The following is a 23,870-nucleotide window of genomic DNA, read 5'->3' as shown; positions in this document are numbered from 1 at the left end:
ACTCCTTCTCCTGTTCCGACGGGAGAAGGCCGGGATGAGGGCGAGTCCGAACTTATTGAGCGAGCGATTCACAACAGGCTCTACCGCTTGAAATTCAACATGGTCGCTCTCCCAGAGTACCTGGCGAGGGGCAGTGCTCAATTCGGGCTTCTCTCCCTTTTCCCTTCGATCCCTATTCCCTTTGAACCCTATTCCCTTTGAACCTTCCGACCTCTCTGGCATTTTCGCCCACTTACTCTCATCAACCCGTCGTTCTCAAACCGGCTGCCACTCCTTGAATTGTCAGTCTCACCGAGTGTTGCAACCTCGCCGCACGATCGGCTTCAATGCTCCCTTCACGGGCTCGCTTCAAAAGCTCGACCTGAATCAGATTCAACGGATCAACATATGGATTCCGCTCCTGAATCGATGTCTGCAGCCAGGGTGTATTCGAGAGCAGCGATGATTCACCGGTAATCATCAGGACCGATGCCCGGCTGCGGTCGTACTCTTCATGAATCATCGACCACAATCGCTTCGCGACTTCCCGGTCTTCGACAAGGTCGGCATAGCGATTGGCAATCTGTAAGTCGGCCTTCATGAGTGCCAGCGTCGCGTTATCGATGATCGCCTGAAAAATCGGCCATGTCCGATACATTTCCTGATAACGTGACCAGTCTTCATTGTTGCGAGCGACGGCGTCATGCAGTGCTTTCCCTAAACCGAACCAGGCGGGAATCATGTGCCGACTCTGCGTCCAGGCAAATGTCCAGGGAATGGCCCGGAGATCCGAGAGGCTCTTCCGTTCGCGTCGTCTTGCAGGTCGCGAACCAATGGGTAAGCGTTCGATCTCCGAGATGGGCGTGGCCCGATCGAAATACATCAAAAATCCAGGGTCGTCGACCAGCTTGCGATAATGCAGATACGATTGCTGAGCCAACTCGTCGAGATGAGTAAACCAGTCTTCCGGCCAATGCCCTTCTTGTGTGCTGCTCACCAGCAGCGTGGCCCATGTCACCTGTTCCAGGTGGCGGAATGCGATCTGTGGTTCGTCATATCGCTCAGCCAGGACTTCTCCCTGCTCGGTGACACGCAGACTGCCATCGACTGATTTTGGTGGCAGCGAAAGAATGGCCCTGGCTGCAGGCCCGCCCCCACGGCCCAAGGCACCGCCTCGACCATGGAAGACCCGCAGTCGCACACCCTGGCTGGCCAGTACATCCGAAAGCTGCTCCTGTGCACGATACAAGCCCCATGAAGCCGCCAGATATCCGCCATCTTTCGTGCTGTCGGAATAACCCACCATCACGTTCTGGAGTGGCTGTGCTCCCTGATCTTTCTTGAGATAGGCCAGGTAATCAGGAACTGAAAGCAGATCGGTGAGTATTGACGGCCCCTGGCGAAGATCGTCGATGGTTTCCAGCAGTGGCATCAATGGCAGATGCGGCAATTCAGCCCTGGATTCACCAGCGGTTACTTTCCAGGCCCACTTCCAGAACCACAGAATCACCAGGATATCGCTGGCATAGTGCGTCATGCTCACAATGTGACCACCGAAGCGCTCGATACCACCGGCACGCACTGTCTCAGCCATCAGTTTGTAGAGCGAGAATGTCTCTCGCGCCATATCAGAAAGCTCGCCTTCAAAAACATTCATTCCCAGATCGTGAGGCGTCGTCAGGATTTTCTGGCGGGTTTTTTCGTCGGCTTTGGCATACTCGGCGTAAATTCCGGTACGAGCAAAAACTTCCTGCAGCACATCGACATGCACCCGGGAATCCTGACGGACATCCAGAGCCGAAACTTGCAGTCCGAAGGTACGAATCTGATCGAGCCACGCCGCCAGGAATGATGCGTGAATTCGATCCCCTTTTCGTCGCAAAAGGCTCTCTTCGATCAACCGGGCATCGGCTTCCAGTTCGGCCGCTGTCTGATAGGCCTTCAAGGGCGAGGCCAGTGCAGGCTCAATGCGTTTGCGAAGCTTGAGTTCAATCACCTTGATCCAGCGCCGGTAAGGTTCAGCCTCAGGGGCATCTCCAACGAGTTGTTCCAGTTCGGGATGAGCCCCAAACGTCTTCTGCAAGACGGCATAGACAGGATCATCCGGCTGCATCCCGCGATCGGAAACAACCAGCAGATCCGCGAGTTCACGTGTGGTTTTCAGATGCCGCTCGATGGCAGTGGTTTCGAGCAGGCGCAGTGTATCGCTGGTGACCTGTGCTGTGACAAACGGATTACCGTCTCGATCGCCACCAATCCAGGAGCCAAACTTCAAAAATGGAGGCACATGAAACTTGAATCCCGGGTAATGTTCGGCCAGGGCACTTCGCAAGTCCTGGAAGATCAGCGGCACAATGTCCCACAAACCATCGAAGAAGAAGAGACCTCTCTCAACTTCCTGCATCACAGTCGGTGGCTGCGGACGCATGGGGTCGATCTGCCATAACAACGTGAGTGAACCGCGAATTCGTTCCTGAAGGACACCGCTTTCGCGAGGCAACAAATCTCCCTGATGGGCCGTTGTTAAGTCAGAACGCAACTGGCGGAGAATACGCCGGGTCGTTCGCCGCTTGGCTTCCGTCGGGTGAGCTGTGAAGACCAGGCCGATATGCAATTTATCAAGCAGATGCTGCACAGCTTCGGCCGTCGCTCCCTGCTTTTTGAGTTGAGCAATCGCATCGCCCAGCGATTCCTTCCGCACGGAACCTTCCGATTGCCGCTCCCGCTGACGAATCACGCGAATACGCTGCAGATCTTCCGCCACGTTGGCCAGATCAAAGTAAATGCTGAGTGATTTGGTGAGGAGGTCGAGCTGGTCTTCGTTCAAACCCGCCAGTAACTCGACCAGACGTTCGGCAGCGCCTGGTAAACCGACTCGTCTCTCCCGTGAGAGTTGCCGGATGCGCATGAGTAAGGCAGCCAGGTCACTCCCGGCCTGCTCGACAATCGCACCACCCAGAAGTGAAGTCAGCGTCTCGACATCACTTCTTAAAATCGGCTTTGCACTCATATCGTTGCCTGTCTCTGGATCGCTACGTGTGACCTGATTGCTGCCCATCAATAACGGATTATCGAGGAAACTTCACTCGATGCCATTCTGCCAGATTCTGGGGCTGTCGCTGCTGATTTCATAGGAGAATCCACTCGTTTGAAAGGATAAATTCTCGTGATCTCAAGCTTTTCTACATCCAGAAAGGCCATGCCTGGAATGTCTGTGATCATAAAATAAGCGATTTGCTCATAAGTTGCGCATATTCTGTTGCCAATCCACTCTCCATCAGTGGTTGACAGTAGCATACACTCTTCAACAGTGCTTAAGCACCCGGTGTGCCAATAGATTCTGGGGACCGGAAAAACCGGTCGAGAGCTCGCTCCGGAAGTCCTGCCAAGGGTCCCAGTGAATCGCGATGCCACTTCAATGGGAAAGTGACCTGCTTCGGCAGCCGTCTTACCACCAGAGTGAGGCCACCTGAAAGGTGATCAGTGCGCCGACATAAGCGAGGACGGTCATGTAGACGAACGTGAAGACGGCCCATTTCCAGCTTCCCGACTCCTGCGCCACAACCACCAACGTGGCCATGCACTGAGCGCAAAGCGCGAAAAAGACCATAATCGACAGGGCCACTGGAATCGTGAAGACCGGGCTGCCATCTGGATTTCTGGAGTTGACGAGTGCATCGCGCAATTGGGGCGATTCCGCTTCCATCCCTTCGCCGAGATTATAAATCACACCTAAGGTGGCGATGATCACTTCACGAGCCGGGAATGAGGCGAGCACTCCCACACCAATCCTCCAGTCCCATCCTAATGGACGCACGATCGGCTCGATCCAATGGCCCGCCATCCCGAGAAAGCTGTTCTCCTGCAGTTGCCCTTGTGTGGGAACTAATTCTCCCTCCAGTTGCTCCATTAAATTGGAGTATTCTTTGATCTGCTGATTTAATGCGATCAGATCTTTCTCGATTTTTTCAATCTCAGCTGGAGTCAACGGAGGAATTTCACCTGCTTCTTTGCGTTTCACAACTGGCTGGGAACGAATCCAGCGTGCGTAGAAAGAAGACGGCTGAACTTCGTTTGTTCCTTTCAACTTCTGCTGCAATTCATCTCGCCTCTCGATCAGCCCGTCAGAGACCCTGTTGGTTTCTTCCATCTCTGCCAGAATCGCATTTTCACGCGAATGGTCTCCGGGGAAGTAACCTAACCCCCAGATGACAATGGACGTCAGCAGGATCAATGTTCCCGCTCTTACCACGAAGGCCGCAGCGCGATCGTACACACGCTGGAAGACGGTCTTGATGGAGGGCCACTTATAGGGTGGGAGTTCCATGACAAATGGTGGCGTTTCCCCAGGGAAAATGGTCTTTTTCAAAATCCATGCCACGGGAATAGCGACAATCGCTCCCAAGGAGAGAAACGCCAACAGAACCAGCGATCGCAAATCGACCCAGCCCGAAAAGAAACTCACTCCCGGAATGAAGGCCCCAATCAGCAGGCTATAGACAGGCAATCGAGCCGAGCAACTCATGAGTGGTGCCACCAGAATGGTCACCATTCGATCTTTACGATTTTCGATCACACGCGTCGCCATGACTCCCGGAATGGCGCAGGCAAACGATGACATCAGCGGTACGAATGACTTTCCCGAAAGACCAACCTTGGTCATCAGCCGATCCATCAAAAAGGCGGCTCGCGCCATGTAGCCGCAATCTTCGAGAATGGCCAGAAACAGAAACAGCAGCACAATCTGAGGCAGAAATACGAGCACTCCACCCACACCGGCAATGACGCCTTGCGTCACGAGGCTGCGGAGTGGCCCACGGGGCATCATGGCACCTACCAGATCCTGCAGGCTGCCAAAAGCCGTCTCCATCAGTTCCATGACTGGTTCGGCGCCGCGGTACAACAATTGAAAGACCACAAACATCATAAAGATGAAAACCAGCAGTCCAAAGACACTGTGTGTCAGCCAGCCATCCAGTTTCTCACTGAACTGGCCCGCCTGCCGGACAGGCCTGATCTCCAACCCGGCGATGGCCTTACGAATCGAGGCGTACCGCACTCGCGGCTCGATCCCACTGATTCGATAGCCGGCTGCACTGACCTGTTCGCGAAGTCGCTGGAGATGTGGTGAGAGTTCTGGCCATCGTTGGACTTCGGTCTGCTCGATCTGTCCGTCAATGTCCATCAACAGACGACTCACCAGTGGCCTGGGCATTTTTCGGCCATGGGTCGAGAGTAATCCCTGCAACTCGTTGACTGCAGTTTCAAAAGGTGGGGGAAAATCGGAGTTTGACGCTTGCTGAGCAGCGAGATCCGTGCCCTGGGCTGCTGGTGGATTCTGCGCTATGAACTCGAAAATCGATTTCTGAACGAGAGCGACGCTCGATTGATCATGAGCATTGCAGAAGACGACCGGCACACCCAGCCTTTGCGAGAGTTCTGGCGCAGTGATCGAAATTCCCGCTTTTTCGGCCCGGTCAATCATATTGACAATCAGCAGGACGGGCAGGCCCAGATCGCGCACTTGAGAAAACAGATACAGATTTCGCTCGAGGTTCGTTCCGTCGACAATGCACAAAGCTCCAGCGAGTGATCCGATCTCTGGTCGTAATCCCAGCAGCACATCGACAGTGACTCGTTCATCGGCCGAACGTGCAGCCAGGCTATAAGTTCCCGGCAGGTCCACCAGCACGGCTTCCTGAGTGCTGGTTTTCAATCGTCCCAGCTTCATCTCGACAGTCACCCCGGGAAAGTTTCCCGTGCGGGTGAAAATGCCAGTTAATGCCGAAAACAACGTGCTTTTGCCCGTATTCGGATTTCCGACAACTGCCAGATGCGGCACTCGATCAACTGCCAACGACATGCAGGGGCCACTTTCCCGAAAGGGCAATGAGTTTCATTCTGAGAACGGCTACTTGCTTCGTTCTCACCGGTGAATACAACAGGTTCAAATCACTTCGATCACGACGCGGTGAGCTTCTGCTTTCCTTAACGAGAGGTGGTAACCCGCCACGCGAATCTCGAGCGGGTCGCCAAGAGGCGCTCTCCCGATGAATTCAATCTCAGCGCCGGGCAAAAGTCCCATCTCCATGATTCGCAAGGCGAGCGAGTCATCACCCTGGACATCCTGCACTCGGGCATGCTGTCCCGTCTGAAGCGATTCGAGCGTTGCGGTCATGTTTGAAGACTTTGAATCGTGGATGATCGTTATTGAGGCAATAACTCAGTGTTGGATGAAGGCAGGCAACTCATTGAGTGAGGGAGGGTTCAACAAACACTGTTGCGAGGTCATCTGTCCTTAAAGAGAACTGATTTCCCGCCAGAGAAATAATACAGGGCGACCCGGGCAGAACCATTCGTACCCGACTGCCCACATTCAATCCGATTTCCTGCAGTCTGGTAAGAAGTGTTGTATCTCCATCGATATCAACAACTTGTGCTGATTCTCCGGCTTTGAGGCAATCCAGAGGTATGGTGTAGCTCACAAGGATATCCCCCAGGCAGAGACTCCGCGAAAGAATTGTTGAGACTCAGTCTCAATCACTCTGTATGATAAACTGGTAATGTCTCTGTGGGTAGTCTTCTTGATCAGAAGTCATGGCAAATGTGGGAAACGTTCATCGTTGTTGCGATTGTCGTTGTTGCCGCCGGTCAACTTGCCTGGCTGGCTTATCGCTCTCTGGCCCCTCACCATGGGAGAAAAACTGGCGGTTGTGGTTCCTGCCGCGGTTGTTCGCATGGCAATCCGAGTTCCTCTGGCTTGAATTCTGCGGCTCAATTGCCTCTTCTCAGCAATTCCGGGTGCGGAAATTGTCACGCTCCCTCCCACACATTGCATCCGGCTGAAAACCCACCCGTCTTCGTCAAACTCTCGCCGGTTACGCCAGATCACCAGCATTGAAATTGACACCTAACCACCGGTGTGAGGTTTTTTCCTCACGAGTTATTGATGATATGCCCGAGCTCTTCAGAGCTCCGCTTCATCGGTAAGGCAGATGTTGATCCGGCCAGAAATATCATTGATCCCGATAATTGCCCGATCCCCGAATTGTGAAGCAGCAGGCCTATTGTGTGGAAAACGTCATTTGTTATGACTTTGGTGCACTCTCTTTACCCTGTGTCTTGCTGACCTGAAGTGGCTTCTACCTATTTCCCCTGATCGTCAGTCATTTCCAATGCCTGTCTCATTCACCATTCGAGATTCTGGCCTCTGATGCTGGTTATCAGGCTCGAATCAGGGAAAAATTCGAACAGAATCTTGACATTGAAGTCTCACCTTCTATTCTCTTGTAATCAAATAGGCCGATACCTGGGTCGATGAATTATTTGATTTTCCGATAGAGAGGGTTTTGGGTGCTGGAGCTTCGTGCTGTGGAGATCTTCGCCGAGGTGGCAACCTTGCGCAGCTTTTCGAAAGCCGCGCGGGAGCTGGGGATTTCACAGCCAGTTGTCAGTGAAACAGTTCGCGCCCTCGAAGCCACTCTCGGTGAGCAGTTGATCGATCGCACAAAGCGGCCTCTCGAACTCACCCCGGCGGGAAAGCTTGTTCTGGATGCCGGCCGTGATCTGCTGGATCGTGCACTTCGCCTCGAAGACAGTGTTCGCCACCTGAAAAACAAAGTCGTCGGGACTGTGCGAATTGCGGCGATCTATTCCGTAGGTTTGCTGCAGATGGGGGCTTATGTCCGGCAGTTCGAACGCCTTTATCCGGATGCTGCTCTCGAGCTTCGCTACCTGCATCCCGAGACGGTTGTAACCAGCATTACCGATGAAATTGCAGATCTCGGGATTGTCTCTTTTGCTTCAAGGCGGCCCGATATCACCTGTATTCCGTGGCAGGAGCAGGAGATTGCTCTGATTGTCTATTCAGGCCACAGGCTGGCCAATCGCACTAAGGTTCGCGCTCGCGAAATTGATGGCGAATCACTCGTTACGTACACACCACAGTTGCAGGTGCGGACCGAGCTCGACCGCTGGTTGAAGCAGGCCCGGGTGAACGTCGAAATCAGTCATGAGTTCGACAACATTGAGAATATCAAACGGGCTGTCGAAATTGGTTCAGGTATAGCGCTTCTGCCGCTTCCCACAGTTCGTCGTGAACTCGAAATTGGCTCGCTTAAAGCGATCACGTTAGAAGATGTGCGCTGGGTCAGGCCACTGGGGATCATTCATAAAAAGAATCGCCAGTTGACAACAGCCGTGCGAAAATTCCTCGATCTGCTGCATCAGAATCCCGACACATTTCTCTTCGGAAATTCTGTGCAGACAGGTCATTCCCTGCAGACGACATCTGGCATTGTTCCAGCTGTGGCTGTCTCCAATTCCTCAGGCAGGCCATTGGCTGGAAGCTCAGCAATCGCAGCCCAGCCTGAGGTCTTGCCGATGCCAGATCCACCCCAGGAGCGGATTGTCGTTCAATCCACCATTCCACCTTAATCCTTCAGTTCGCCCGAATCTTCAAAGGTTCTGGCGATCAGGCCGAACCAGCTTGCCCTCCAGGGTTGTCGATCACGGAAGGTCGGCGATTTAAGAATCCCGAGTCCTGTTTTCTGTTAATGATTGATTTCGAATTCGACTTGCCGAGCCAACTCATCCCTTGTCTGAGAGTTTTTTGAGATGACAGATTTTCACAGCACTGGCCTTTCGTCCTCGTCAGCTCAGTCATTGCACTCATCGGAAACCGCACGTTCACTCGCCAGGCAGGAGATCAATGCCCAGAATCTCGGCCCTGTAGCGGCTAGTTCCCTGTTTGCCTCGCCCTACAGCGAAGAGATTTTTGCTCCCGGGGGCACTCCCAAAGCACATGGTCTCTACGACCCTGCCAATGAGCATGACAGTTGCGGCGTGGGCTTTGTGGCCCACATCAAGGGACAGAAGTCGCATCAGATTGTCGTAGACGCTGACCGGATTCTGCGGCACATGTCCCATCGTGGAGCCTGCGGCTGCGAAGAAAATACTGGCGATGGGGCAGGGATGCTGACGGGGATCCCTTATCAGTTCCTCAAGCGGGTTGTCCGCAAAGATCTCTCTGCCGAACTTCCCCCTGAAGGACGATTCGGAATCGGTCTCACGTTTCTGCCGACAGATCCCGAACAGCGGAGGGTCTGCAAAGAGACGGTCGCTGAGATTATTCGCCAGCAGGGCCAGACACTGATTGGCTGGCGAAAAGTTCCCGTCGAGCCCGACAAAGCCGATATCGGCCCATCGGCCCGCGCTGTCATGCCGGTGTTTGAACATCTGATTGTGGGTGCTGCCGAAGGTCTTTCCGAGGAAGCTTTTGCACGCCAGCTTTTTGTGATTCGCAAGCGGGCCAGTCATGCCATTCGCGAAGGTTCACTCCCTCAGGCATTGATGTTCTACATCTGCTCGTTGTCGACCAAAGTGCTGATTTACAAAGGGATGCTCACACCCGATCAGGTCTGTAACTTCTTCGTCGATCTCCAGGAAGAAGACTACGTCTCTCACCTGGCGATGGTTCACTCCCGCTTTTCGACCAACACCTTCCCAAGTTGGGATCGTGCGCATCCGCAGCGATATGTCGCACACAACGGTGAAATCAACACTGTCCGTGGAAATGGCAACTGGATGTACGCCCGCCAGGGGATGATGAAGAGTGAACTCTTTGGTGATGATCTTCCCAAGCTCTTCCCGCTGGTTGAACCTTACTGCTCGGATTCGGGCAACTTCGATAACGCTCTCGAAATTCTCGTGCAGAGTGGTCGCAGTCTTCCTGAAGCCGTCATGATGATGATCCCGGAAGCATGGCAGAATCATGACACCATGCCCGAGGACAAGCGTGCGTTTTACGAGTATCACTCAGCTCTGCAAGAGCCGTGGGATGGCCCGGCATCGGTCAGCTTTACCGATGGTGATGTCATCGGTGCGACCCTCGATCGGAACGGCCTTCGTCCCAGCCGGTTTTATGTCACGCACGACGATCGCGTGGTAATGGCGAGCGAAGTGGGGGTGCTCGATATTGCTCCCGAAAACGTGAAGATGAAGGGCCGCCTGCAACCAGGAAAAATGTTCCTCGTCGATTTCCGACAAGGCCGCCTGATTCCCGACGAAGAACTCAAGCGGGATTTCGCCAACCGTCGCCCCTACAAGCAATGGCTCGAAGAACAGCGGATTCAGCTCAGCGAATTGCCACCATACCCCGCATTCGAGCGGATGTGTGGAGAAACATTGCTCTCACATATGCAGGCTTTCGGCTACACCACCGAAACTTTGCAGTTCATGCTCGTGCCGATGATCAAGACGAAGAAAGATCCGCTCGGTTCGATGGGCGACGATACAGCGCTCGCCTGCCTGAGCGATCAGCCGCGTCTGCTCTACGATTACTTCAAGCAGCTCTTTGCCCAGGTGACAAATCCTCCCATCGACTCCACTCGAGAAGAGGTCATCATGTCGCTGGAGTGTTACATCGGGCCGGAAGGCAATCTGCTGGAAACCACAGCCGGGCAGTGCCATCGACTCGCGGTACCACATCCAATTCTCACGAACGAAGAACTGGCTTCGCTGGCACACCTTGATTATCGCGGCTGGAAGTCCAAGATCATCGATATCACCTATCCTAAAAAGGAAGGTGTCAAGGGACTCAAGCCCGCGCTGGATCGTGTTCGCGCCGAAGTCAGCCAGGCCATTCAGGATGGTTTCGGGCTGGTGATCCTGTCTGACCGTGCGATGTCGAATGATCGGCTCCCCATCAGTGCTTTGCTCGCGACGGGGGCTGTCCATCATCACCTGATTCGCAGCGAAGAACGCACGAAAATCGGTCTGGTTGTCGAGACGGGTGAGGCTCGCGAAGTGCATCACTTCTGCCTGCTCGTCGGTTATGGTGCCGACGCCATCAATCCCTACATGGCGTTTGAAGCTCTCTGGCAATTGCAGGATGAAGGGGAACTGGAAGGGGATTGGACTCACGAGCAGATCACTGCCGCTTATCGCAAAGCGACCAAGCAGGGGATTCTCAAGGTGATGGCCAAGATGGGGATCTCCACTCTGGCCAGCTATAAGGGAGCCCAGATCTTTGAAGCCGTGGGACTTTCTGAAGAAGTCATCAAGGAATGCTTCCGGGGAACCGCCAGCCGGATCAAAGGTGTCGGCTTTGAAATCCTGGCAGAAGAAGCGATTCGTCGTCACGAACTGGGCTACCCCAGCCGTGGCAACGAGAAGCTCCCTGTGCTGCCGAACTTTGGTCTCATGCACTGGCGTGCGACAGGCGAAAAGCACGCCTGGAATCCGCAGAATATTGCTAATCTCCAGCGAGCTGCCCGTCAGGGAGACAAGTCGGCTTACAAAGAGTTCTCGAAGATGGTCAACGAGCAGACTGCTCGCGAATGCCATCTGCGTGGGCTCCTGAAGTTCAAGACTGGCACACCGGTACCACTTGAAGAAGTCGAATCTGCAGCAGCCATCGTCAAGCGATTCTGCACAGGTGCCATGAGTTTTGGTTCGATCTCGGCAGCCGCTCACGAATCGCTGGCGATTGCCATGAATCGCATTGGTGGCAAGAGCAACACAGGGGAGGGGGGCGAAGATTATTCGCGATTCCAGCCTTTGCCCAGTGGGGATTCCAAAAAGTCAGCAATCAAGCAGGTGGCTTCAGGCCGCTTTGGTGTCACCAGCTATTACCTGACCAATGCTGATGAAATCCAGATCAAGATTTCGCAGGGAGCTAAACCCGGTGAAGGGGGTGAGTTGCCTGGGCATAAGGTTGATCAGGTGATCGCTGCGACCCGGCACTCGACGCCAGGTGTGGGGCTCATCAGTCCTCCGCCGCATCACGACATTTACTCCATCGAAGATCTGGCGCAATTGATCTTCGACCTGAAGAACTCGAACCCATCGGCACGCATCAGTGTGAAGCTGGTGTCTGAGGTTGGTGTCGGTACGATTGCCGCCGGGGTGGCTAAAGGCCATGCCGATAACATCCTGATCTCGGGGGATAGTGGCGGGACTGGGGCTTCTCCGATCACCAGTATCAAGCATGCGGGTTTGCCCTGGGAGCTTGGCATTGCCGAAACTCATCAGACACTGGTGCTCAATAACCTGCGCAGCCGTGTTCGACTGCAGACGGACGGACAGCTCAAGACCGGCCGCGATGTGGTCATTGGCATGCTGTTGGGAGCTGAGGAAATCGGCTTCGCCACAGCACCTCTGATTGCTCTGGGCTGTATCATGATGCGTAAGTGTCATCTCAATACCTGCCCAGTGGGCATTGCCACACAGGATCCGGAATTGAAGGCCAAGTTCACAGGTCAGCCCGAGCATGTCATCAACTACCTCTTCATGGTGGCTGAAGAAGCACGTGAGATCATGGCGGAACTTGGCTTCCGCACTGTTAACGAAATGGTGGGCCGCAGTGATATGCTCGAATTCAATTCGGCCATCGATCACTGGAAAGCCAAACACCTCGATCTGTCGGCCATTCTCACACCGGCACGCAAGCCACATCCTGATGTGGAAACCTTCTGCACCACGACCCAGAAGCATGGGATGGAACTGCAGATCGATAATGAACTCATTCGTGAGTGCCAGCCCGCGATTGAAGATGGCAAACATGTGGAACTTGCCATTCCTGTGCAGAACATTAACCGCGCCTTGGGAACGATGCTCAGTCATGAGGTCTCCAAGAAGTGGGGTGCGAAAGGTCTTCCTGATGGCACGATCCACATTCGCTGTAAGGGGTCTGCTGGCCAAAGCGTTGGTGCCTGGCTTGCTCATGGTGTGACGATTGAAGTTGAAGGCGATGCCAACGACTTTGTTGGTAAGGGGCTTTCGGGCGGTCGAGTCATTATCTACCCACCGAAGAACTCCTCGTTTGTCGCCGAAGAAAACATCATCATTGGCAACGTCGCACTCTATGGAGCCATTCAAGGTGAGCTCTTTGTGCGTGGACGTGCTGCCGAGCGATTCTGCGTGCGAAACTCGGGTGCTGTTTGCGTGGTTGAAGGGGTCGGAGACCATGGCCTTGAATACATGACCGGTGGTCGTGCTGTCATCCTGGGGCCCACCGGAAGAAACTTTGCTGCCGGGATGTCGGGCGGGATTGGTTATGTTTACGACCCGAACGACAACCTCCTGGGGAACTGCAATCTGGAAATGGTTGAGCTCGAAAAGGTGGAAGCCGAGGAAGACAGGGCCGAACTGCTCGATCTTGTCCGCCGGCACATGGAGTACACCGGTTCGACGGTCGCTCGTGGTCTGATTGCCCGCTGGGAAACGGCTCTTTCTCAGTTCAAGAAGGTCATGCCAGTCGATTACAAGCGGGCTCTGGCCGAACAGAAGAAAGCAGCACAGCAGAAGGTGCTGGCTGCGAATTAAAGGCTTTGCCAGGGATCGATCTGCCCCGCTGCCTGGCGCTCGCTGGCGGCGGGGTGGTTTTCCCCTTCGCATCAATTTTTGACCACCTGGTTTGGAAAAAGCATCCAATATCTCCCAGACCAGCAGATTCCTCTCGATATCACTCGATTCACTTTGCATGGCCTGGCGATCACGTCTGGCCCTATTTCTCGGGAAAAGTGCATTATGGGAAAGCCCACAGGTTTCAAAGAGTTCACCCGCCAGGTTCCGGAAGATCGTTCACCCAAGCTGCGGATTCTTGACTGGAATGAATTCCACGATCACATGGCCGAGGACGATCTGCGCAAGCAGGGGGCTCGTTGCATGGATTGTGGCGTCCCGTTCTGTCATACGGGTCAGTTGATGGCTGGCATGGCGGCTGGTTGCCCGATCAACAATCTCATTCCTGAATGGAACGATCTGGTTTATCGTGGCCACTGGCACGAAGCCCTCGATCGCCTTCATAAGACCAATAACTTTCCTGAATTCACAGGTCGTGTGTGTCCCGCTCCTTGTGAAGGTTCCTGTGTGCTGGGGATCACCAATCCTCCGGTCACCATTAAGAACATTGAATGTTCGATTATCGACAAGGGCTTTGAAGAGGGTTGGGTTGTTCCCCGGAAACCGCTTTATCGAACTGGCAAGAAAGTCGCAGTGATTGGCTCAGGGCCTGCCGGTTTATCGGCAGCGGCTCAGTTAAACAGTGCGGGTCATCTTGTCACGGTCTTTGAGCGCGCCGACAGAATCGGCGGGCTGCTCATGTATGGCATCCCGAATATGAAGCTTGAAAAGCACGTCGTCGAGCGGCGCGTGAAGTTGCTCGAAGAAGAAGGCGTTGTTTTCAAGACGGGCGTCGAGGTCGGGCGCCAGCTCCCTGCGGATCAACTCAAAAAAGAGTTCGACGCCATTGTTCTCTGTATGGGTGCCACACGTCCGCGTGATCTTCCGATTGCCGGCCGGCAACTCAAAGGGATTCACTTCGCGATGGAGTTCCTCCACGCCAACACCAAGAGTCTGCTTGACTCTCAGCTTTCGAATGGACAGTACATCACTGCCAAAGATAAGCATGTGGTCGTCATAGGTGGTGGTGATACTGGTAATGATTGCCTGGGAACATCGGCCCGTCATGGCTGTAAGAGCCTGACAAATCTGGAAATCGTTCCCAAGTCGCCTGATGAGCGTGCGGCGAATAACCCCTGGCCGCAATGGCCCAAGACATACAAGGTCGATTATGGTCATGCGGAAGCTGCCGCTGTTTTTGGCCACGATCCTCGCCTGTACAGCACGACAGCCCTCGAATTTGTGGGTAATGACGCAGGCCATGTGAAAGCGATCCGCATTTCACAGGTTGAAGCGGCTCCTCCCTTTAAGCCCATTGCCGGGACAGAGCGAGAGATTCCCGCCGATCTTGTCCTGCTGGCCATGGGTTTTCTCGGGCCTGAATCACCGATCTCGGAGCAGTTGGGGGTCAGCCTGGACGAGCGTTCGAACTACAAGGCCGAGCACGGCAAGTTCGCAACGAATGTCCCGGGTGTGTTTGCCGCTGGTGACTGCCGACGTGGCCAGAGCCTGGTGGTCTGGGCGATCAACGAAGGCCGCGGCGTGGCCCGCGCTGTTGATCTGCATTTGATGGGGAAGACAGATCTGACCGTGTAATCGGTTCTGCCGATCGATGAATGATGAAATCTCGATGATTTTCGACGTGGCCCCATCTGCAACTTCAGAGTTGCGATGGGGCTTTCTTGCGAAAAAATCATCATGTTCAGATGATAAGTTTGCGCCTTTATCCTGCAGCAATTCGTGGTTAGCCTCGTTGCGGGCAAAAGGCAGTTTTCGTAGTTTGACGAAACCTCTAAACACCCCTGAATGTGTGCAAAGTTTCCTATGCGAATTGCCATTGGATGTGATCACGGCGGATTTCCACTGAAGGCGAAGGTTGCCGAAGTGGTGAAGTCGTACGGTCACGAAATTGTTGATCTGGGGACAGATTCAAGCTGTTCCGTCGACTATCCGGATTATGGGCTCGCAGGGGGGCTGGCCATTGCCCGCCGGGAGGCGGATCGCGCGATTCTGCTCTGCGGTTCAGGAATTGGTATCAGCGTCGCTGCCAATAAGGTACCTGGTGTGCGTGCGGGCGTCTGCCACGACACTTACTCGGCCCATCAAGGGGTTGAGCACGACGATATGAATGTCCTTTGTCTGGGTGCCCGGATCGTCGGCGAGGCACTGGCACTTGAAATCGTGCAGTCATTTCTGAATGCGAAATACACCCACGAAGAACGCCACGCCCGTCGTCTGGCGAAACTCCTCGAAATCGAACGCCGTGCCAATTCGGGCGAGTGGACGACTCTGTAAGGTCATCGCAACACCAGTCAAATTCTGGGTGGCATGCCTTGGAACCGCAAAGATCAAAACAGTGCGATAGGGCGTTGTTAGATCAGGGTGGCCCGGAAGAAGATTGAGCGGACACTAAAAATCAGCGGCCACTTCCCGAACAGATTTTTTCCAAGAGAAAAACATCAAACCCGGGTCCATCATGCGACGGTGGAGTCGCATACGAACGAGCGGGATCTGACCATGTCAAAACGACATGCGCCACTGGTGATCCAGGCTCTCGTGAACAGGGTTGGCACCTCCGGCGTGATTAAGACGCCGGGTTTGATGGCGAAGTTGTCTTCGACAATCCCGTTTCCCACAAGTCCAAACTCTCTCCCCTTTCCGGTCATTTCTGCCGCTGAACCAGTTTTCTTCGAACGTCGTGGGGTGGTCTCCATCGGCGAGCTTCCGGTGACAAGTCCCCATCGATTTTGCAGTTCAGCGGGAAGTGTTTTGGGCCAGACATGGTCATGGATGGCTTCAAAATCGGTGGTTTTCACCTGGCCATCGGCGAATTTCGCCACATGCACTGGAGAAGTGGCCTGAAATCGATGGTCCTTGCAGCTTCTGCCGATCTTTAGTCACTTCAACGAACGAATGCCCGTTGACCTGCTTCTGTCGATTGAGCGATACCGTTGCTCGGAAGTGTGGTCGCTGGTTCGATTCATCGGACCAACGATCAGTCGACAGTCCTCGCAATTGTCCTGCCCGCCTCTCCTTTCGCCTGCCTCGCTTCCATTTTTCCTGCCTCACCATTTGTTGTTGTCTCCTCGCCTGATCCCGCCACAGACGTTTTTTCCTGCCATCTCTTGAACTGGTCAATGAAGCTCATGCCACGAGGTTCATGCTGGTTGAACACAGGATGAAGACATGCCTCATCGCTCAAAGACATCTTCATTGCTCATTAATGATCTGCAACCAGCAGTTCTGCCAACGTCTGCAGCCATGCAGTCGCCGGTCTTCGATTCAAAGGGCAGTGTCGATCTGAAAAGCCATTCCCTACTTGCCAGCAGGCTTCTCCCCACCGGTGGAACTCCTTTCATTATGCACGACACCCACTCTGGCTCTGGTTCAAAAACTGGCAGTCTGGCAACTCGTTGTACCGGTGCCCTGGGGTTGGTTTTACTCGCAGCTTTCACAGCGTCGCTCTCTGCTGTGGGGTGTGCCAATATGGTGGAATCGCGAGCGATCGAAAAATTCGCCGCAAATCTTGATTCGGCCAACCTGTCGGCCCTCAAGCACACATCTTCTGATGCGTTCAGCCAGAAAGCTCTGCGCACTGCCGATGCGATGGATGATCTCAAAATCCTCAATCTGCCGACGGGCAAAACGTCGGTCATCAAGGTTGAAGAGGTTGATCCCAAACGCAAACGAGTCACTGTCGAAGTCGGTGAACAAAAGAAGGAAATCTTCTACGACCTGGTCTTCGACGATAAGTATCGCCAATGGGTCGTTGACGACGTCTTCATGAAGCAGCGTAAGCGCGGTGTGACTGCCTACAAATCTGTGACCGAACAAATGGATCTGCTGCTCAGTGTCCGCGAGGCGATTGAAGCGTGGCAGGAATCGGAAGTTCCCACCATCTGCGAACAGATGACACCCGAATTCGCCGCTGCCTTCCGCAATCTTCCCGATGATTACCGCACTAAGCTCACCAAGATTGTCTCTGGCGAGAAACGATCCTCGAAATCGACTCGTCCCGAGGCTTCTCTCGATGAAAAGACAGCCATTGTCCGGCTTCCCCGCGAGCGTGGAGAAACGGTCTGGACACTCGTGCTGCAGGAAGGGCATTGGCTGGTGGCGGATATTGCCATCGATTCCAAGGAAGAAGTCGAGCAGATTCCTTCGGTCTACAAACAATCGCTGGCTGTGCTGCGCTGTATGGAATTCCTCGATGCCTACGCCTCGCGTGATCGCGAAGTGATCAAGCCGTTCTGTGGGCAGGAGTTTTATGAAGGGGCCATTGCCCTGGGCGATCTTTCGCTCATCACGCTCCCCCGTCCGTCAGAAAATTCTCACACTGTCGAGGTTAAAATCCAGAAGGCCCGAGCAGACTTTACGCTCACAGGCAAGGAAAACGTCATTCATGTGGCCATGCATCGACAGGGTGGAGATATCGTCATTGGCGATCAACCCCCCGTTTATGAAGTGACCGAAGTTTCTGTCTACGATATTGCGACCAATCAGGAGCAGCATCTGACAGCGGTCTTCACCGCACAGGCCATGCTCGAATTGTTTGTCGAGGCGATCGCCCAGCGAGATATTACGACTCTGCGGCAACTCTCGACTTATGACTTTACAAAACGTGTCTGGAGTCAGGTCAACGATCAGAATCTGCCCGGCTTACCTCTCGAAGTCTTCGACGAACCTGAGATTCAGATTCTCGGACGCAAGTTCGAAGGTGCTCTGACTCGCTTCTATGTCATGCAGAATGGCCAGGAACTCACCTACTTCCTGAGAGAACAGCAGGGTCAATTCCGTATTGATGACATCGAATGGAAAATCTCGGGCCGTCCGGCCTCAGTCAAAATGACAACCGAACTGATGATCCCTCTTCAGAACTTTGCCTGTGCCATTTCGCTGGGGCGTGATCCGGCTTATCAGAACATTGCTCTGGAAAATCTGCAGAAGTGCTGTTCGGAAGAATTTAACCGCGTGGTCTGGCGGCAAACCCAGTTTGTACCCAACTCCGGTATGTCGGCGGATACATTCCTGGCGACTTCGCTCAAGGGTATTCAAATGGGTGAAGGCCTTGCTCTGGTCCGACTGGGGGAATCGCAATTTGGAGCTGAAGTGCGGCTTCGAAAAGAAGGCGAACGCTATGCCATCGACGAAATTTTACTCGTCGCTGGCGTGGAGGAAGCTCAGCGTCTCGATCTCCGTCGCACACTCAAAACTCAGCTTGCGGAAGGGACAGCCAAGCCTCCTGTGCCAACAGGCCGGGAAGAAGTGATTGGCCAGTGGTCGAAGGATCAGCAGGTCATGCGGGACAGTCAGGTTGTCCCGGCAGCGGCGAGTGTCGAATTCAGCGCACCCACTCCCAAAATGCCCGCCAGGAAAAGTGACAGCTCCATCGTCCCATCGCTTCCCTCAGGCGAAATGCCGGCTCGCCTGCCCGTGGAACCGATGATGAAACCTACCCAGAAGTCCAGCCTGCCCACGGCACAGCCTAAGGAAACGTCTCTTCACCATCCAGGTCAACCTGCTGTCCCTGAACAAGATGCTCAGTCTCACAGTCATCCCATGACACCCACTGTTGATGCATCGGAGATGCTGCCCACACGATATGAACGAACAGGCTCTGTGGGTTCTAAGGTGATGAGCAACTTGCCCGCTCAACCAAAGGTCGCTTCTCAGGGGATGGTTCCTGCGGCGAGCCACAATCAGCCAGCCGCCATTGAAACCCAGTCGACAGCGGACTGGGCCAACGCTCAATTCGATCAAGCCTTCGAGTCGACAGCCAGCAGCAAGAGTCCGCCTGGTCAACAATCTGAACCGATGCCACTGAAAAAGTAGCGTCGCGTATCGCATCGTTGATTATGTGTTTATGTAGGGTGCATGAAGTTCCTACGAAATGTACCAGCGTTCTCATGCTTTCAACTGTTTGATTCTTACTAACAGCCCATCGCTATTTGCTCGGAATACGGATCGTCGTGTAGTCCTCGGCGTCAATCTCGGGTTGAGAGGTGTGGAGCGTTTTTGTGATTTTTCCATTGCGGCCTTTAACCACCAGTTGATGCTTGCCTGGTGGTGCAGGGATTTCGAGCTGCCGCTGTCCTTCTTCCCATTCGAAACGCTGGCCATCCAGTTCCGCCCAGACCTTCAATCCCTTGCTTAAAGGGTTGTCGCTTCTCAGTACAATTTTCCCGGGCCGATCACTGGGGGGAGCTTGCGGGTCAACGAGCGAAAACTCAGTTCCCAGGAGCGAAGCCTCATTGGTGTAGGTGTCGATCTGGGCGTGAACCACGGTGGGCTCCTGGAATTCAAAATCCATCTCTAACTCATCACCCGCTTTCCATTGCGGGACAAAGAGCATGATGGGTGCTCGATACTGTTTGAGTTTATCGGACTTGGTGAACCCCATTTTCATCATCACCAGGGCATCGCTCAAATTCTTTTGGCTCACGTTCTTGAGCTTGAATTTTTTCGAATCGACTCGTCGGAACTGTACCAATGGTGAATTTGCAACGGGCCCGGCATGCTTGGCAGCATCGGCCACGAGAACTTTGCGAGCATCCATCACGAGATTCTGGAACATGTGATCTCGATTGTTGGAGGTACCATCTCCAAACAGAAGATCGCTGAAGTCATTACGATCCCGTTGGGCAATCACCCAGGCTTTCAGATCGTCGTCATTCGAATTGGCAAGATTTCTCAGTCGCGAGGCTTCAGAACGGGCTGAGCCGGATTCATCCCGTGTGCTGAAAACGGGAATCTGCTCACCGAGAGGGCCCGTCTCATACTGCCCTTCACGTTTCATGAATTCACCATTGTTGATTCTCCGTTCAAGATCGGCGGCATCTTCCAGCAGATTCCGCCGTATTGCCGCAAGGTCGATGTTGGCGTCGGCCTTGGCTCGCTCCAGCATTTTTGTCGAATACTTATGAAGTTCTGGAGCAGGGTATTTGGCAGCCGCTTCGGCGGCCTGGCGCCACTGAACTGCGTAAGGGCGATGTGTATCCCGTCCGGGCATGACGTACTTACCTGAAATCGCTGCCGCCAATTGTGCAAATTCCATCGATCGAGGCTTGTAGCCCGTCTCAGGGCCGGGAACCAGCGGCGATTTCTTGACCTGTTTTTCAGGTTCGGGCTGACCGGGGAATGGCTTCCATTGTGGAGGATTCTGCCTTTCTCGCTCCAGCTCTCGCTTGCGTTCAGCCAGCCCCGCTGCAAAACCCGAACCGGCTGGTTTGTTGTTGGGAAAAATCAGATTGAGCGTCAACTCTCCCTTACGAAGAAATTTTTCGCTATGAGGCGACTTCTCAATACGAAAGCTCCGTAAAGTGGAACCTGCTGGCAGATAATTCCCACTAACACCCGCAAGACCCGTGAACTCAATTGTCTGGTCGGCTTCTTCCACTATCAGCGTCAGTAGCAGCTTCACATGATCCGCCACTGCGGATTTCAGCTTGATGCGAGGTGTCAGTACGATCTTCCCAGTTCCGAGGTCGAGTGTATTTCCCTCGATATTTCTGGCGAGTTCGCTGGTCACATCGTTGACGGCACCCGGAATGGCAGCGGCACTCTTCCAATCAAACAAGCCGTTTTTTTCAGCGGCGGGAGCGATTGGCTGTGAAAGCAGGCCCCAGGACATTCCCACAAGCAACCAGCAGGCCCATGGCACGATGTTTTGTGTTCGAGACATCCGCTTCACCCAGAGAAGATTCCGAAAATCGCCAAAACTGCATGATCAGCAGCTTACACCGATTCATGCGTCAACGAAGTAGCTTGTTGGCCAGAAATTCTCTGAAAGTTTTTAATGAGGGGATAACTTCTTATTTGAACGGTGAGGTGGTTGAGCCGCCAATTGGGGGCGTTCCCAGAATCCTTAACTTCAAGAAACGATGGCTGGATAAAAGCTCATTTCGCTCTCATCGGCACCAACAATTGAGAATCGTGGCCGGGTACGGCTTTTGACATATCCATATTTTTGATGGCGGGCGATAATGGCAAAATGATGGGACGGCCAACCACGCCCGTAAGAGTATGGCGACTTGCTCAATTCCAACTTGCACCCGCATTCGAAAGTCATCCTGTGGATTCGTTGCTCATCGCTCGATGGCAGATGGCCTTCACGCTTGGCTCGCATATCATTCTGGCCTGCTTAGGCGTCGGTTTACCCGTTCTCATGCTCGCAGCCGAGTGGTTTTCGCTACGCACGAATGATCCTCTCTGGCGGGCACTGGCACACCGCTGGTCGAAAGCCTTTGCCGTTCTCTTTGCTGTCGGTGCGGTTTCCGGGACAGTTCTCTCTTTTGAACTGGGCATTCTCTGGCCTAAGTTTATGGGAACTTTTGGCAGCGTGATTGGGTTGCCGTTTACTCTCGAAGGATTTGCCTTCTTTCTGGAAGCGATCTTTGCCGGGATCTATCTTTATGGCTGGAATAAGCTTCCCCCTCGCCTCCACTGGTGGACTGGCGTGCCGATTGCCCTCTCGGGTGTGGCTTCGGCCTCCTTTGTCGTCACAGCCAATGCATGGATGAATGCGCCGCGTGGTTTCACCATGCGCGACGGTGTGGTTGTCGATGTCGATCCTATTGCTGCAATGACGGGGCCGACAGCGGCCGTCCAGATTGTCCACATGCTGCTGGCGGCTTACATGGTGACTGGTTTTCTGGTAGCAGCTTTCTATGCCTGCGTACTCTGGAATAAACCCACCTGTCTCTATTCCCGCAAGGCGATGCTGCTGGCGTTATGGATGGGAACACTGGCCAGTTTTCCGCAGGGCCTGGCGGGAGACTGGGCCGCAAAAACAGTGGCGCGTACTCAACCCATTAAGCTTGCAGCCATGGAAGGTCAGTTCAAAACCGAGACCGGGGCTCCTCTTCGAATTGGTGGCTGGCCAGACACCATCACTCGCGAAACCCATTATGACATTGAGATTCCCTATGCGCTGTCAATCCTCGCATATGGTGATCCTCATGCGACAGTCCAGGGCCTCGATGATTTCCCGCGGGAAAACCAGCCGCCAGTCGTCGTCGTGCATATCGCTTTTCAGATCATGGTGGGGCTGGGAACTTTACTGATGGCGTTAGGTGGCTGGACAATCCTCTCGTGGTGGATGAAATGGCACCCTGCAGATAACCGCTGGGTTTTATTGGCAATCATGGCCTCCGGCCCGGCGACAGTGCTCGCGATGGAAGCCGGCTGGGTCGTGACAGAAGTTGGCCGCCAGCCCTGGATTGCCCATAACGTGATGCGTACCAAAGATGCGGCCTCACACATCCCGGGGCTGGAATGGCTCTTTTTAGCGACGCTCGCCATCTATCTGGCCTTGTTCGCTGGTTTGACCATTGTCCTCCGATTGTTGGCTGCACAGCCGATCCCAACGTCTTCGAATTCGTTTTCCCTCCCGGCAGCGTCAGATCAAAGCTCTTTGTCATGAATCCCGAAGCTATCCTCCCTGCCTCCCTGCTTTACGGCATATTGCTGCTGGCACTCACGGCTTATGCCATTCTCGGCGGTGCCGATTTTGGCGCGGGAATCTGGGAGTTCAATACAAGTTTTCGCTCGCATCGTCGGGATCGCCAATTGCTGAGGGAAGTGATAGGCCCGGTCTGGGAAGCCAATCACGTCTGGCTGATTTTTGTGCTGGTGATTCTCTGGTCGGCCATGCCGCGGGTGTTTCAGCATCTGTGTGTGGTGATGTGGCTGCCACTGCTTCTGGGATTAGCAGGAATTGTCTGTCGTGGCGCGGCCTTTATCTTTCGCGCGTATTCGCCTGTCGAAAACTCGGTCACGCGTGCTTCGACTGTGCTCTTCGGTCTGGCTTCGACGGCGGCGCCATTTTTTCTGGGAACAGTCGTGGGAGGGATCCTGACCCGTGAGGCCACAAATCCCCGTTTATCGCAGACAGCGTGGCTCAACCCTCTGGCGATCTATAGTGGATTTTTTGCAGTGGCTGTCTGTCTCTACCTTTGCTCGGTCTTTCTCTTCCGCGAAGCTGGCCTGCGCCACGAGCGTTTTCTGATGGAGATCTGGCGGAGCAGGGCCATGCTCTCGGGGGTCTGGACAGGACTTCTGGCCATGGCAGGACTTGCGTTTATCAGCAGCGAACAACCGGAAATGGCGCGACGACTGATCTGGGGCGACTCTCCTCTGGTGCTGCTTTCCTGGGCTGGCGGGATGTTTTCAATGGTCGCGCTCTATTTTCGCTGGCCGCTGGCCGCCGTCCTGGCGAGTGTTCTGGCGGTGGCTGCAGTCTTGTGGGGGGCCGGCTTAGCCGTCTCGCCCGCAACGATGATCCCCGAGATTCCACTGGATCAACTGGTGGCTCCTCCGTCTGTCCTCTGGGCCATGCTGGTGGCGATCGCGGGTGGCATGCTCCTTTTATTACCTTCGCTGGCATGGCTGTTCTGGCTGTTCAAATCCTCTTCAGCACTTGACCATGAGCATCTTGCCCATTCCAGCCATCCCTGATGCTGATTTTTGGCTAAATTCACTTTGTTCTA

Annotated in this window: 14 protein-coding genes; 9 read left to right on the top strand and 5 right to left on the bottom strand. The window is 54.1% G+C overall.

Annotated features, from left to right (window positions below):
- Positions 1-241: 241 nt before the first annotated feature.
- From ppc to A6X21_RS25645, 4 genes are all read right to left on the bottom strand, one after another.
- Positions 242-2,989, bottom strand: a complete 2,748-nt coding sequence (ppc, locus tag A6X21_RS21615) for a phosphoenolpyruvate carboxylase (protein ID WP_068852765.1) — start codon at positions 2,987-2,989, stop codon at positions 242-244.
- Between the two features lie 438 nt (positions 2,990-3,427).
- Complete coding sequence (feoB, locus tag A6X21_RS21610; RefSeq protein ID WP_068852664.1) at positions 3,428-5,842, bottom strand: ferrous iron transport protein B; 2,415 nt, start codon at positions 5,840-5,842, stop codon at positions 3,428-3,430.
- Between the two features lie 84 nt (positions 5,843-5,926).
- Positions 5,927-6,157 (bottom strand): FeoA family protein, encoded by a 231-nt coding sequence (locus A6X21_RS21605; RefSeq protein ID WP_068852661.1) that lies wholly within the window; start codon positions 6,155-6,157, stop codon positions 5,927-5,929.
- A gap of 70 nt (positions 6,158-6,227) precedes the next feature.
- Positions 6,228-6,464, bottom strand: a complete 237-nt coding sequence (locus A6X21_RS25645; protein WP_165603901.1) for a FeoA family protein — start codon at positions 6,462-6,464, stop codon at positions 6,228-6,230.
- Between the two features lie 119 nt (positions 6,465-6,583).
- Here A6X21_RS25645 and A6X21_RS25930 point away from each other — a divergent pair, with 119 nt between their 5' ends.
- The 7 genes from A6X21_RS25930 to A6X21_RS21565 all read left to right on the top strand — a co-directional run bounded on the left by A6X21_RS25930 (position 6,584) and on the right by A6X21_RS21565 (position 19,215).
- A complete protein-coding gene (locus tag A6X21_RS25930) occupies positions 6,584-6,880 on the top strand; it encodes a FeoB-associated Cys-rich membrane protein (protein ID WP_110766503.1) in 297 nt (98 codons plus the stop codon).
- Between the two features lie 452 nt (positions 6,881-7,332).
- Positions 7,333-8,415, top strand: a complete 1,083-nt coding sequence (locus A6X21_RS21595; protein ID WP_068852655.1) for a LysR family transcriptional regulator — start codon at positions 7,333-7,335, stop codon at positions 8,413-8,415.
- A 180-nt stretch (positions 8,416-8,595) separates the two neighbouring features.
- Positions 8,596-13,305 (top strand): glutamate synthase large subunit, encoded by a 4,710-nt coding sequence (gltB, locus tag A6X21_RS21590; protein WP_205847507.1) that lies wholly within the window; start codon positions 8,596-8,598, stop codon positions 13,303-13,305.
- A gap of 204 nt (positions 13,306-13,509) precedes the next feature.
- The gene (locus tag A6X21_RS21585) at positions 13,510-14,979 is read left to right on the top strand and encodes a glutamate synthase subunit beta (RefSeq protein WP_068852758.1); all 1,470 of its coding nucleotides are present in this window, start codon (positions 13,510-13,512) and stop codon (positions 14,977-14,979) included.
- 228 nt (positions 14,980-15,207) lie between these two features.
- Complete coding sequence (rpiB, locus tag A6X21_RS21580) at positions 15,208-15,678, top strand: ribose 5-phosphate isomerase B (RefSeq protein ID WP_068852652.1); 471 nt, start codon at positions 15,208-15,210, stop codon at positions 15,676-15,678.
- A gap of 222 nt (positions 15,679-15,900) precedes the next feature.
- Positions 15,901-16,245, top strand: a complete 345-nt coding sequence (locus tag A6X21_RS24455) for a hypothetical protein (protein WP_131818487.1) — start codon at positions 15,901-15,903, stop codon at positions 16,243-16,245.
- Between the two features lie 324 nt (positions 16,246-16,569).
- Positions 16,570-19,215 (top strand): Tim44 domain-containing protein, encoded by a 2,646-nt coding sequence (locus tag A6X21_RS21565; RefSeq protein WP_068852643.1) that lies wholly within the window; start codon positions 16,570-16,572, stop codon positions 19,213-19,215.
- Between the two features lie 112 nt (positions 19,216-19,327).
- Here A6X21_RS21565 and A6X21_RS21560 read toward each other — a convergent pair whose 3' ends face one another.
- Positions 19,328-21,064 (bottom strand): hypothetical protein, encoded by a 1,737-nt coding sequence (locus tag A6X21_RS21560; protein WP_131818486.1) that lies wholly within the window; start codon positions 21,062-21,064, stop codon positions 19,328-19,330.
- 390 nt (positions 21,065-21,454) lie between these two features.
- Here A6X21_RS21560 and A6X21_RS21555 point away from each other — a divergent pair, with 390 nt between their 5' ends.
- Both A6X21_RS21555 and A6X21_RS21550 read left to right on the top strand, forming a co-directional pair.
- Positions 21,455-22,804 (top strand): cytochrome ubiquinol oxidase subunit I, encoded by a 1,350-nt coding sequence (locus A6X21_RS21555; protein WP_068852637.1) that lies wholly within the window; start codon positions 21,455-21,457, stop codon positions 22,802-22,804.
- Positions 22,801-23,838 (top strand): cytochrome d ubiquinol oxidase subunit II, encoded by a 1,038-nt coding sequence (locus A6X21_RS21550; protein WP_068852632.1) that lies wholly within the window; start codon positions 22,801-22,803, stop codon positions 23,836-23,838. The genes A6X21_RS21555 and A6X21_RS21550 overlap by 4 nt, the downstream gene beginning before the upstream one ends.
- The last annotated feature ends 32 nt before the right edge of the window (positions 23,839-23,870 follow it).

Origin of the sequence: Planctopirus hydrillae, from assembly GCF_001707835.1 — a bacterium.
In the GTDB taxonomy this organism is placed as follows: Bacteria; Planctomycetota; Planctomycetia; order Planctomycetales; family Planctomycetaceae; genus Planctopirus; species Planctopirus hydrillae.
Note: the sequence above shows the minus strand (reverse complement) of the source record. Positions and strands in the feature narration are given on the sequence as shown.

Bases quoted from the DNA above. Each gene is read 5' to 3' on its own strand.
- ppc (WP_068852765.1), bottom strand. From the start codon at position 2,989: ATGAGTGCAAAGCCGATTTTAAGAAGTGATGTCGAGACGCTGACTTCA.
- feoB (WP_068852664.1), bottom strand. From the start codon at position 5,842: ATGTCGTTGGCAGTTGATCGAGTGCCGCATCTGGCAGTTGTCGGAAAT.
- A6X21_RS21605 (WP_068852661.1), bottom strand. From the start codon at position 6,157: ATGACCGCAACGCTCGAATCGCTTCAGACGGGACAGCATGCCCGAGTG.
- A6X21_RS25930 (WP_110766503.1), top strand. From the start codon at position 6,584: ATGTGGGAAACGTTCATCGTTGTTGCGATTGTCGTTGTTGCCGCCGGT.
- gltB (WP_205847507.1), top strand. From the start codon at position 8,596: ATGACAGATTTTCACAGCACTGGCCTTTCGTCCTCGTCAGCTCAGTCA.
- A6X21_RS21585 (WP_068852758.1), top strand. From the start codon at position 13,510: ATGGGAAAGCCCACAGGTTTCAAAGAGTTCACCCGCCAGGTTCCGGAA.
- rpiB (WP_068852652.1), top strand. From the start codon at position 15,208: ATGCGAATTGCCATTGGATGTGATCACGGCGGATTTCCACTGAAGGCG.
- A6X21_RS24455 (WP_131818487.1), top strand. From the start codon at position 15,901: ATGTCAAAACGACATGCGCCACTGGTGATCCAGGCTCTCGTGAACAGG.
- A6X21_RS21565 (WP_068852643.1), top strand. From the start codon at position 16,570: ATGCCTCATCGCTCAAAGACATCTTCATTGCTCATTAATGATCTGCAA.
- A6X21_RS21560 (WP_131818486.1), bottom strand. From the start codon at position 21,064: ATGTCTCGAACACAAAACATCGTGCCATGGGCCTGCTGGTTGCTTGTG.
- A6X21_RS21550 (WP_068852632.1), top strand. From the start codon at position 22,801: ATGAATCCCGAAGCTATCCTCCCTGCCTCCCTGCTTTACGGCATATTG.